The sequence below is a fragment of the Thiohalocapsa sp. genome (genome assembly GCF_019695415.1).
In the GTDB taxonomy this organism is placed as follows: Bacteria; Pseudomonadota; Gammaproteobacteria; order Chromatiales; family Chromatiaceae; genus Thiohalocapsa.
Map to the genome: position 1 here is coordinate 1 of NZ_JAIFKJ010000126.1, position 11,433 is coordinate 11,433.

Consider the following 11,433-nt stretch of genomic DNA (forward strand, 5'->3'; position numbering starts at 1 on the left):
GTCGGTAACACCGGCGACCGCAGCGGCCGCCCAGCGCCCTCAGTCGACGAACAACGAGCTTACGGATTCTTCGTCAGACACTCGCCGCATCGTCTCCGCCAGGAGCTCACCGATGCTCAGCTGCCGAATCTTCGGGCAGGCCTCGGCATCGGCGCTCAGCGGAATGGTGTTGGTGACCACCAGCTCGTCGAGCGTGGATGCGACGATATTCTCCACCGCTGGGCCCGAGAGCACGGGATGCGTACAGTACGCCGCGACCATTGCAGCACCATGATCCTTCAGCGCAGCCGCCGCCTGACAGAGCGTGCCCGCGGTATCGACGAGGTCGTCGATGAGCACGCAGGAACGATCGCGCACGTCACCGATGATGTTCATGACCTTCGCCTCATTCGGCTTGGGGCGGCGCTTGTCGATAATGGCAAGCTCCGCATCGTCCAGACGCTTGGCCACGGCCCGCGCCCGCACCACCCCACCGACATCGGGCGACACCACCATCAACCCTGGATATTTCTGCTTCCAGATGTCGCCCAGCAGGATTGGCGAGGCGTAGACGTTATCCACCGGGATATCGAAAAACCCTTGGATCTGGTCCGCGTGCAAGTCCACGGTCAGTACCCGATCCGCCCCGGCGGCGCCAATCATTTTCGCCACCAAACGCGCAGTAATGGGTACCCGCGCCGAGCGCGGCCGGCGATCTTGCCGAGCATAGCCAAAGTAGGGGATCACGGCGGTGATGCGCTTCGCCGAAGCCCAGCGCAGCGCATCGATCATCACCAGCAGCTCCATCAGGTTGTCGTTCGTCGGCGCACAGGTGGGCTGCACGACGAAGACATCCCGTCCGCGGACGTTCTCCTGGATTTCCGTCATCACTTCGCCGTCGCTGAACTGGCCAACCACGGCCTTGCCCAACGGGAGGCTCAGGTGTGCGGTGATCTCACTGGCGAGCTCCGGGTTCGCGTTCCCGGTGAAGACCATCAATTGGCTGTCGGGCACGGCTCGACTCCGTAGACGCTCAACCATCCCTGGGGCTGATGTCGAAGCGGGCGATTCAACGGCTCGCGCAGCGCTAGCGTTCCATACAGCGTTACACGCGGCCGCTGCCGCAGAAAGATGGAAGCGTGTGCGCTCGCTCACTGTCGGCGGCCACCGCAAGCGTGTTGGCTGGGGCGCCAGGATTCGAACCTGGGAATGCTGGGATCAAAACCCAGTGCCTTACCGCTTGGCGACGCCCCAAAAAAAAGGCTACCGCATCAACCGCCCCTGGCCGCAGACGGCCCGGCTGCCCCGCGGGGCATAGCCGGCCCAGCGGCCCGTCCCGTCAAGCGAACAGCGGGGAGCGGTTGCGGCCGCGGGCAACGAAGGCTTGGTACTGGGCCGGCGCCGCCTCGCATGCCGCCAGCGCGGCGCCTGCCGAGTCGAATGTGCCAAAGACGCACCCGCCCGTGCCGGTCAGCCGCGGATCAGCACCCACATCGGCCAGCCAATCGTATGCTTGCGCAACGGCGGGATAGCGCTTGCGAACCGCGGCGAGACAGTCGTTGGGGTGAAAGCCCGCAACAAAGTCTTCCATTGTGATTGCACGAGAATCCCGTGTCAATTCCGGATCGCCGAAGACGGCGGCGGTCGAAACCGATACTGGCGGAGCCAGCACCAGGTACCAGGGCTCAGGCAACGCCACCGGTGTCATTACCTCACCCACACCCTCTGCCCAACAGGCCTGCCCGCGCACGAACACCGGTACGTCCGCGCCGAGCGCGAGTCCGATGCGCGCGAGGCTGTCTAGATCTAAGCGAAGCTCCCACAGCTGATTCAGTGCATGTAGCGTCGTTGCCGCATCCGAGCTGCCTCCGCCAAGACCGCCACCCATCGGCAGCACCTTGTCCACCTCGATATCGACGCCCGCTACTGCGCCCGTCGCCGCTCGTAGCGCCTGGGCCGCACGAACCACCAAGTCGCTGTCAGGCGGCACATCCTTGGCGCCCGCACGGCGTATGACGCGACCATCCGCACGTGGCAGGAAGCGCAGCCGGTCGGCCCGGTCAATGAACTGGAAGACCGTCTGCAAACGATGATAGCCATCTGCCCGCCGGCCGAGCACCCGCAGCATCAGGTTGAGCTTCGCGGGGGCAGCCCAGGTGCCGTCGGCGTCCGGGCGGGGCACCGAAAACTGCATGCCGTTCAATCCTGATCGGTAGCCGGGCAAAAACTAGGCTGACAACGGCAGCGGGCTTGGAGCCGGATGAGCCTCAGTTAGGGGTCTGACTGTAGCGATGCTTGCCGAGGATGCGGAGCAGGTACTCATGCTCCGGATCGGCTTCGAGGGCGCGATCCCAGATTGCCCGCGCCTCATCCCTGCGCCCAAGCGCCCACAGCACTTCGCCCAGGTGCGCAGCGATCTCGGGATCGAACACCGAATCCAGCGCGTCGCGCAGATAGGGCTCTGCGGCCGCCGGATCGCCCATGCGATACAGCACCCAGCCCATGCTGTCCTTGATGGCCGGCTCGTCGGGCTTCAGTGCCAGCGCCCGCTCAATGAGCTCCCGAGCCTCGGTGAGCCGGTCCGTGCGGTCCGCCAAGGTATAGCCGAGCGCATTCAGGGCATCAGCGTGCTCTGGGTCCTGGTCGATGATATGGCGGAGGTCGGACTCGAGAAGCTCGATGCGATCGAGGCCCACAGCCACCATCGCGCGGGCATAGCGCAAGTCGGGGTTGTCCGGCTGCGCTGCCAAGGCTCTGTCATAGAGGGTCATGGCCTGCTGGTCAGCATCGTGCTGCCGGAGCATCTCCCCTTCGATCAGGAAGAGGGTCACCGCATCATCCGGCATTTGATCGCGAAGCTGCTGCAGCATATCTTGGGCGCGCGTCATGTCGCCGGTTGCAGCATGCAGTCGCGCGATGCGCACCGTCGCGTCGGTGGCGTTTGGACCGTCGACGCGGGCATACCAGCCGAGTGCCGCGTCTTCATTGCCGACCTGCTCTTCCAACTGGCCGAACAGGAAGGCCACGTCGTCCTCACGCCGCCCAATCTCGTGGAGGCGGTTCAGATAGACCCGAGCCTGCTCCAGCGCATCGACCTCGAGCGCCAGCACCGCGGCGGTGAAGAGCACGTCCGGCTGCTCCGGCTCGGCGGCCAGCAGCCTGTCGAATACTGCCAACGCCGGCGCATACTCTTCCGCGTCGATGTGCAACTGCGCCCGCAGCAGGTTGAGCTCTTTGTCCTCGCCGGCCTCGGCCAGATAGGTATCCAGCAGCTCGGCGGCGGCTTCGCGGTCTCCGTCGGTGACCAGCAGCTGCACCAGGAAGAGCCGCGGCTCCGTCCACTCCGGGCGCAACGCGGCGGCTCGCCGAGCCGCAGCGCGTGCCAGCTCGTTGTCATCGGCAGCGGCAGCGAGGTTTGCCAAAGCGAACTGCGCATCGGCGTCTTCCGGGGCGTCCGCGAGCAGCCCCTGCATCAGATCGAGCCGCTCCTGCGGATCTTCGATGCGGGCGAGGAGCTGGGCTGCCTGCATGTAGGGCTGCTTTTCCGATGGCGTCAGCCTGATCAGCGCTCGTAGTGCGCTCAAGGTCGCGTCCCGATCGCCCGCCTCGATCTGCACGTAGGCCGCAATCTGATGCGCCTTAATGGATTCCGGCTCCAGCTCCTGCCACAGGTCCACGGCCCGCCGGCCAGCGTCCGGGTCATCCAGTGTCAAGGCTGCGCGCGCAGCCAGAGCAGCCAGATCGGGGTCGCGCGCCAGCTTGGCCGCGTGCAGATAGTGGGTGAAGGACATGCGCTGATCGGCGCGCTGTGCAGCGACCTCGCCAACCAGCACCGAGTAAATCAGGTCTGCCGTTAGCGCGGTGGGCGCAGCGTCGGCATCCTCCGGCGCTGCGGCATCCGCTGCCGCGCTGCTTGCAGTCTCCGATGCTGTTGATGCGTCGCCCTGTGGCCGATCCACGGCCGGCGCGGCCGTTTCGGCCGTGGCAAGCAGCGGCAGACTTGCGGCAAGCCAAAGCGCGGCGATTTGGGCAAGAGGGGTCATGGGCGTATAGGGTCCCCAGGCTGTTGATCGCGATCAGCGGTCAGTGCTTTTGATGGCAGTATACTAGGCCAGTTCCTATGCTCGCGATGCCGGAGCAAACGCGTCGGCCCGAACGAGTCTGCCGGGCGCCGGTGCCCGTGATGACACAAGTCGCCTGGCGGCTGGCACGATCGCTGCCCGCATCACCGCCTCGGCTACCGCGATCAGGCCATCCTGTCACCGACTAGGCACGCGCCTAGTGCTGCGTCTCCTCCGACAGATGGGGACGACCCAGAGCCGATTGCCAGGCTAGAGCAGAAGCCCACACAGCAACGCCGAACATCAGCCATGACGATATTGACCCTCGGCTTGAACCACAAGACGGCGCCGGTCGCCACCCGCGAGCGCCTCACTTTCGGGCCCGACGTCATCGTGGGCGCGCTGCGCAGCATCACCGAGCAAACCCCCGCCGACGAGGCGCTGATCCTATCCACCTGCAACCGTATGGAAGTCTACTGTGCCCTGGACGGCAGCGGCGGTGATGTGGCGATCCGCGAATGGCTGGGCGAGTTCCACGGCCTGGAGCCACAGCTCTTCGCACAACACCTGTACCACCACCAAGACCGCGATGCCGTGCGCCACCTGCTGCGGGTCGCGAGCGGCCTGGATTCCATGGTCCTCGGCGAGCCGCAAATCCTGGGTCAGGTCAAGCAGGCATTCCAAACGGCCAACGCCGCCGGCGGCACCGGCCGGATGCTAGGCAAGCTGTTCCAGCACACTTTCTCCGTCGCCAAGCAGGTGCGCACCGACACCGCGATCGGCTCCAGCCCGGTGTCGGTGGCCTTCGCCGCCGTCAGCCTGGCACGGCAGATCTTCAGCGACCTCAGTCAACAAACCGCGCTGCTCATCGGCGCCGGGGAAACCATCGAGCTTGCCGCGCGCCACCTGCATCAGCACGGCATCGGGCGCATCATCGTCGCCAACCGCACCGTGGAGCGGGCCCACGGTGTTGCCCAGCAGTTCGACGGCTACGCCATCGCGCTGACGGAGCTCTCGAACCACCTGCCTGAGGCCGACATCGTCGTCTCTTCCACCGCCAGCCCCCTACCGGTGCTCGGCAAGGGCACCGTCGAGCGGGCGCTCAAGAAGCGGCGCCACCGCCCGGTCTTCATGGTCGATATTGCCGTGCCGCGGGACATCGAGCCGGAGGTCCGCGACCTGCGCGATGTCTATCTCTACACCGTCGACGACCTCCAGGGCGTGGTGGATCAGGGCATGCGCTCGCGCCAGCAGGCGGCGGAGCAGGCGCAGGAGATCATCGACCTGCATACCGAGGAGTTCATGGCCTGGGTGCGCTCGCTGGATGCGGTGTCGCTGATCCAGGACTATCGCTCCCGCGCCGAGTACACGCGCGACAGCCTCGTGGAGCGCGCCCAACGCCAGCTCGCTGCCGGCAAGCCGCCGGAAGAGGTCGTCTGCCAGCTCGCGCACCTGCTGACCAACAAGCTGCTGCACAGCCCGAGCGTGCGCCTGCGCCGAGCCGGACGCGAGGGCCGCAACGAGCTGCTGGCGGCCGCTAACGAGCTGTTCCAGCTCAAGGTGGAGAACGACCGTAGCCGCTGAGCCCCGGCGCTTTCAGTCAGTCGTGCCCATGAATCCATCCCTTCGGGGCAAGCTCGACCAGCTCGCCGAGCGCCACGCCGAGGTCACCGCCCTGCTCGCGGACCCGGACACCCAGGCCGATCAGGCACGCTTCCGTGACTTGAGCCGCGAATATGCCCAGTTGGAGCCGCTGGTGTCGCGTCTCGGCAAATACCGAGACGCCGAGGCGGCCATCGACAACGCCCGGGAGCTGCTGTCCGACCCGGAGATGAAGGACCTCGCCGCGGACGAGATCGCCGCAGCCGAGTCTCGCCGCGACGCGCTGGAGCCCGAGCTGCTCCAGCTGCTGGTTCCGCCGGACCCCAACGACCAGCGCAACGTATACCTGGAGATCCGCGCCGGCACTGGCGGTGCCGAGGCCGCGCTGTTCGCCGCCGATCTGTTGCGCATGTACCTACGCTACGCCGAAGCCAAGGGCTGGAGGCACGAGCTCATGAGCGAAAGCGAAGGTGAGCTCGGTGGCTACAAGGAAGTGGTCGTGCGCATCGCGGGCGCCGACGTCTACGCCCACCTCAAGTTCGAATCCGGCGCCCATCGCGTGCAGCGGGTGCCGGAGACCGAGTCCCAGGGTCGGGTGCATACCTCCGCTTGTACCGTCGCCATTCTGCCTGAGGCAGAGGCCGTCGACGAAGTGCAGATCGACAGCAACGACCTGCGGGTAGACACCTACCGCGCTTCCGGCGCCGGCGGGCAGCACGTCAACAAGACCGACTCGGCCGTGCGCATCACCCACCTGCCTTCGGGCATCGTCGTCGAATGCCAGGACGAGCGCTCCCAGCATAAGAACCGCGCCCGCGCTATGGCCCTGCTGCAGGCCAAGCTGCTGTCGGACGCCGTCGCCTCGCAGGTGGCCGAGCGCAGCGAGTCACGTCGGCTGCAGGTGGGCAGCGGCGACCGCTCCGAGCGCATCCGCACCTACAACTTTCCGCAGAACAGGCTCACGGACCACCGCATCAACCTCACGCTCTACAAGCTGGACGAGGTCATGATGGGCCAGCTCGACCAAGTCATCGGGCCACTGCGTCAGGAGCATCAGGCGGATGAGCTCGCGGCGATGATGACCACTGCCTGAGCCCAGCCTGCTGCCGAGCCCGACCCAACACCGCACACCGTGTCGCAGCCCCTCCGCATCAGCCTCGCCGAGGCCGTGCGCGACGCCGCCGCGCGCCTGCTGCGGCAAGCCGGCTGGCCCGCCGCCAGGCTGGAGGCCGAGCTTCTGCTCTGCGAGGCGGCCGCGCTGCCCCGCACCGCCCTCTTCATCGACCCGGATCAGACCCTCAACGCCGCGGAACAGGCAAGCTTCGAGAAACTGTTGCAGCGGCGCCTCGAGGGCGAGCCCATGGCCTACATCTTGGGGCGCCGCGGTTTTCATGCGCTTGAGCTGCGCATCGCCCCGGGCGTCTTGATCCCCCGCCCGGAAACGGAGCTCTTGGTGGACTGGGCCGTGGAGATCATGCCGGCCCACAAGCCACTTCAGTGCGCCGATCTCGGCACCGGCAGCGGCGCCATCGCGTTGGCCATGGCGCACGCACGGCCCGCATGGACGCTGTACGCGGTGGAGCGCGACGCCGCCGCACTTGCGGTGGCCGCCGGGAACGCCCGCCGCCTGGAGGTGGAAAACGTCTGCCTAGTGCAGGGCGACTGGCTCGCCGGCTTCGCGTGTGAGAGTCTTGACCTCGTTGTCGCCAACCCGCCCTATGTCCGCACAGCAGATCCCCATCTGGCCTGCGGCGATCTCCGCTTCGAGCCGACGCTCGCGTTGACCGCCGGGGTCGACGGGCTCTCCGCCATCCGCCGCATCCTGCCGCAGGCGGCCCGCGTGCTCAGGCCCGGCGGACGCCTGCTGCTGGAGCACGGTTGGCAGCAAGGCGCTGAAGTGCGCGACTTGCTGCGCCTTGCGGGCTGGTGCGGTATCGTCACCCGCCGCGATCTGGCAGGCTTGGAGCGGGCAACCGGTGCCCGGCGCGCACCGCGTCGTCAGCCAACGGGCTGACCTACCACCAGCCGATTGACACCGTCCGCAACGCCGATAGCATACTTTTGCCATGGACATTCCCGAGTCAGACCGTGTCAAGCACCGGCAGATCAACTTCCGCGATCTGCACCCGGAGCGCAACGACGCACGCACCGCCGCCGACTTCCTGGCCGCCGTGGACGGCGTGATCAGCGCCGAGCCGGAGACACCCATCCTGCTCAACATCAGCTATGACCTGACCCGCACCTGCCTGCAGGAGCTTGAAGAGGCCCTGCACGAGCTCGGCCTGCATCTGGACAACGGCCTGTTGTTCCGGTTGCGCCGCGCGCTCTACTACTACACCGAAGACACCTTCCGCGAGAACAGCGGCTGCAAACGCGACAGCAACTGCACCAAGCGCGTTTTCGCCAAGCGCTACGAAGCGCTGGAGCACGGCTGCCGCGACCCGCGCCCGGAGCATTGGCGGCGCTATCTTTGAAGAAGGGCGGAGGGCTTAGGGCAGAGGGCCTAGCCGTAGCGAACGCGCCACGTCCGTTGTCGGATGCGCAGAGGGCGCGGTACTCGCGGCATCTGCTGTTGCCGGGCTTCAATGAGGCCGGTCAGCGGCGCCTGCGGGCGGCGCGGGTGCTCATCGTGGGCTTGGGTGGGCTGGGCTCCCCGGTGGCCATGTATCTGGCGGCGGCCGGGGTCGGCGAGCTGCTGCTTGCGGACTTTGATGCCGTAGACCTTTCCAACCTGCAGCGCCAGATTTTGCACACCACCGAGCGCGTCGGCGCAAGCAAGGTCGACTCCGCCCAGGCAGCCCTCACCGCGCTGAATCCTGATGTTTCCCTGGTGCCGGTCAAGGGGGCACTCAATGCGGACCAGCTTGCAGAGCTGGCGGGCCAAGTGGACCTCGTCTGCGACTGCAGCGACAACTTCGCAACGCGCGAGGCGGTCAATGCCGCCTGCGTCGCCGCCGGCATTCCGCTGGTGTCGGGGGCGGCCGTGCGCACCGAAGGCCAGATCGCCTGCTTTTCCGGCCGCCCTGGTGAGCCCTGTTACCGATGCCTCTACCCGGACTTCAGCGAAGGCGGCGAGACCTGTGCCCGAGAGGGCGTGCTCGCCCCGGTGGTTGGCATCATCGGCAGCCTGCAGGCCACCGAGGCCATCAAAATTCTCGCCGGTCTAGGCGAGCCCCTGTTCGGTCGGCTGCTGCTGCTGGATGCGCTGACCATGGAGTGGCGGAGCCTGCGGATTCCTGCTGATCCGGACTGCGCGGTTTGCGGGACACGCCAGTGAATCAGCCGAACGCGCCCAGCTGGAAGGGTGAATCCGAGCAGGCCAAAAACTTCACGCCGTCAGTCAGAACGGCTTACCTCTACCATCACCTCGTTGCGGCGCATGAACCAGAGCGAGAACGGCGAGTTGTACCGCGCATACACCGGTGCCCCGACGGGCTCCAAGCCCTGCTTGCGCACCGCTTCCAATAGCTTGCGCTCCTCCTCGCGATAGTTGTCCTCGGTCCAGCGGCCCGAATAGCGGCGCACGGCCATGAGCCGCTCCGGCTCCTGACGCAGCGTCACCCGGGGGTCGATGGGCTCCGGCAGCGTATCCAGTGTGAAGCGCTTCGGCATCACGAAGCTCACCACATACCGCTCCGCGCCCGTGGCTGTGGTGGTGGACACGGTCTCGGCGGGCCGCTGGGTGACGGGCGCCGTCATCTCGATCTTCTGGCCCTTAGCCTGCCCCGCCGGCTGCTGCGTCACCGGCGCCGTCATCTCGATCTTCCTATCGCCCCGGTTCTTGCCGAAGATGTAATCTGCGAGGATACCGAAGGCTCGGTTGCCCGCCTTGTCAAATCCGGTGTCGACGACGGTCTCTGCCACCAGGTGCGGCGCATACCGCCGCAGCTCGAACTCCGGGTAGGTTTCGACGATGCGGTGGCTGGGCTCTTCGATAGCCATGAGCGAGGTGGGGGCAGCACAGATCGACAGAAGGATTGTCAGCGCCGCAATGGTCTTCAGGCCGGCACCGGCGCGCTGGGTTTCGAGATCTCGCATAGTCGCCATGCTGCGAGACGTCGGGTCTGCGGCCGCGAAGGCAAGAGGCTGCTGATCGGGCGCCGGACGGCCCCAGCGGCTCTCGTCCAGCTCCGGCCCCGCGGCCTCGAACGGCGGCAGCTACGCACGCAAGCATCCCAAGTGCCCGCCGGGCACCCGAATCAACCCGAGATCATAGAGCTCCCATGTCAAAGCCGACCCTCCTTCCGCCCGCCTACCGGCTCGCCGTTGTCTGCACGATGCTGCTGCTTTCCGCCTGCGCCAGCCTCACCCGCGACTGGCTGGCGCCTGAGGTGCAGCTCACCTCCATCACGCCGGAGCGCATCGCGCTGGATCAGCAGACACTGCGGGTCGGACTCCAGCTCAAGAACCCCAACGACCGCATGCTCCCCATCAAGGCCATGACCTACAAGCTCTCGTTGGAGGGTAAGCAGATCGCAGAGGGCGGCGGTGCTCTGGACAAGCAGATCCCGGCCTTCGGCGAGGCGCCGGTGGAGGTGACCGTGGTGGCGGACGCGGGAAAAGCGCTCGGTCTGCTGCCGATGCTCGCGCTCAGGCGCGAGCCCATCGCCTATCGCATTGCCGGCACCGTCACCGTCGCTGGGGTGGTCCCGATTCCTTATCGCTACAGCGGACAGATCGAGCCTGACGTGCTGCTGCGCTCCGCAGCACGCGGCATGCGCTGAGGAGACGCACCCCCGCTCAGGTATCAAGCTCCGTGGTGTAGCCCTTCGGCGGCGGCGTCCAGCCGCGCTCGCTGCGGTCGTGCAGGCGGGTGCGGTCGGCGGCGGTGATCTCCAGCTCCGCGGCGGTGCGGGCGCGCACGCGCTCCAACAGGGCACGGTTCTTCGAAAACTCCAGGTCCCGGTCCCACAGCTCGTAGAGCTCCTCCAGCGTATCCACATCGTGCCGGCGGAAGGCGCGCTTAAGCTTCTCCACCTCGAAAGGATGCTCTCCGAGCGCACGCAGCGTCGCGGCGCCGGCGTCCAGTGAGGCATCGAACACCTCACGAACGGCCACATCGGCACCGGCGGTGCGCAGCAGGTACAGGTGGTCCACATCGAAGGCGCGGGCGATGACATGCAGCCCTGGATGCTCGCGCTTGACGGCCTCCACCAGCTGCACGGCTCGGTCGCGGTCATCGATGGCGACCACAAAGGCCGCCGCCTGCTCGATGCCGGCTGCGCGCAGCAGGTCCGGGCGGGAGGCGTCGCCGAAGAAGCTGCGGATGCCGATGCGGCGCATGCGCTCCACCGTGGCCGCCTCGTGATCCAGCACCACGGTGCGCACACCGGCGGCCATCAGCAACCGGTTCACCACCTGTCCAAAGCGCCCGACGCCCGCGATGATGACCGTGCCCTGCTCGTCGATGGCGTCCGGGGGCTGGTCCGGGGCACTGCGCAGCCGCGGCAGCACCAGGCGGTCGTAGCCGATGAAGAGCACGGGGGTCAGCAGCATGGACAGGGCGATCACCAGCGACAGCAGCTTGCCCAGCTCCGCCGGAATCACGGCGTTCTGGGTGGAGAAGGCCAGCAGCACAAAGCCAAACTCCCCCGCCTGCGCCAGCGACAGGGTGAACAGCCACTGATCCGCTTCCCGCAGCCGGAACAGCCGGCCGAGGCCGTAGAGAATCCCGCCCTTGATGGCCATGACGCCAAGGGTTAGCGCCAGCACCGTGAAGAGCTGCCCGAACAGCACGCCGAAGTCGATGCCGGCGCCGACGGTGATGAAAAAGAGCCCGAGCAGCAGGCCT

General features: G+C 66.9%; 11 protein-coding genes and 1 tRNA gene. 6 read left to right on the forward strand and 6 right to left on the reverse strand.

Annotated elements, in window-relative coordinates; all coding sequences use genetic code 11:
• Positions 1-39: 39 nt before the first annotated feature.
• The 4 genes from I6U14_RS03045 to I6U14_RS03060 form a co-directional block, all read right to left on the reverse strand.
• Entirely contained in the window at positions 40-993 is a 954-nt protein-coding gene (locus I6U14_RS03045) for a ribose-phosphate diphosphokinase (protein ID WP_296896795.1), read from the reverse strand.
• Between the two features lie 165 nt (positions 994-1,158).
• Positions 1,159-1,233, reverse strand: a tRNA-Gln gene (locus I6U14_RS03050).
• An 85-nt stretch (positions 1,234-1,318) separates the two neighbouring features.
• Positions 1,319-2,107, reverse strand: a complete 789-nt coding sequence (gene ispE / locus I6U14_RS03055) for a 4-(cytidine 5'-diphospho)-2-C-methyl-D-erythritol kinase (protein ID WP_367115617.1) — start codon at positions 2,105-2,107, stop codon at positions 1,319-1,321.
• Between the two features lie 139 nt (positions 2,108-2,246).
• On the reverse strand, positions 2,247-4,022 hold the full coding sequence (locus I6U14_RS03060) for a tetratricopeptide repeat protein (RefSeq protein ID WP_296896799.1): 1,776 nt from the start codon (positions 4,020-4,022) through the stop codon (positions 2,247-2,249).
• Positions 4,023-4,349: 327 nt separating this feature from the next.
• Here I6U14_RS03060 and hemA point away from each other — a divergent pair, with 327 nt between their 5' ends.
• Genes hemA through I6U14_RS03085 form a run of 5 tightly spaced genes read left to right on the forward strand, consistent with a single transcriptional unit; the run spans position 4,350 to position 8,919 of the window.
• Positions 4,350-5,624: a glutamyl-tRNA reductase gene (gene hemA / locus I6U14_RS03065; protein WP_296896801.1), complete on the forward strand. Its 1,275-nt coding sequence runs from the start codon at positions 4,350-4,352 to the stop codon at positions 5,622-5,624.
• Positions 5,625-5,652: 28 nt separating this feature from the next.
• The gene (gene prfA, locus I6U14_RS03070) at positions 5,653-6,735 is read left to right on the forward strand and encodes a peptide chain release factor 1 (protein WP_296896803.1); all 1,083 of its coding nucleotides are present in this window, start codon (positions 5,653-5,655) and stop codon (positions 6,733-6,735) included.
• Between the two features lie 39 nt (positions 6,736-6,774).
• On the forward strand, positions 6,775-7,656 hold the full coding sequence (gene prmC, locus I6U14_RS03075) for a peptide chain release factor N(5)-glutamine methyltransferase (protein ID WP_296896805.1): 882 nt from the start codon (positions 6,775-6,777) through the stop codon (positions 7,654-7,656).
• A gap of 52 nt (positions 7,657-7,708) precedes the next feature.
• The gene (locus I6U14_RS03080; protein WP_296896807.1) at positions 7,709-8,116 is read left to right on the forward strand and encodes a hypothetical protein; all 408 of its coding nucleotides are present in this window, start codon (positions 7,709-7,711) and stop codon (positions 8,114-8,116) included.
• A gap of 56 nt (positions 8,117-8,172) precedes the next feature.
• Positions 8,173-8,919: a molybdopterin-synthase adenylyltransferase MoeB gene (locus I6U14_RS03085; RefSeq protein ID WP_296896809.1), complete on the forward strand. Its 747-nt coding sequence runs from the start codon at positions 8,173-8,175 to the stop codon at positions 8,917-8,919.
• Between the two features lie 59 nt (positions 8,920-8,978).
• On the opposite strand, the gene I6U14_RS03090 is transcribed toward I6U14_RS03085, so the two are convergent.
• Positions 8,979-9,680: a heme-binding protein gene (locus I6U14_RS03090; RefSeq protein ID WP_296896810.1), complete on the reverse strand. Its 702-nt coding sequence runs from the start codon at positions 9,678-9,680 to the stop codon at positions 8,979-8,981.
• A 185-nt stretch (positions 9,681-9,865) separates the two neighbouring features.
• Here I6U14_RS03090 and I6U14_RS03095 point away from each other — a divergent pair, with 185 nt between their 5' ends.
• A complete protein-coding gene (locus I6U14_RS03095) occupies positions 9,866-10,366 on the forward strand; it encodes an LEA type 2 family protein (RefSeq protein WP_296896811.1) in 501 nt (166 codons plus the stop codon).
• A gap of 16 nt (positions 10,367-10,382) precedes the next feature.
• On the opposite strand, the gene I6U14_RS03100 is transcribed toward I6U14_RS03095, so the two are convergent.
• The coding region (locus I6U14_RS03100; RefSeq protein ID WP_296896813.1) for an NAD-binding protein at positions 10,383-11,433 on the reverse strand (1,051 nt) is incomplete at its 5' end.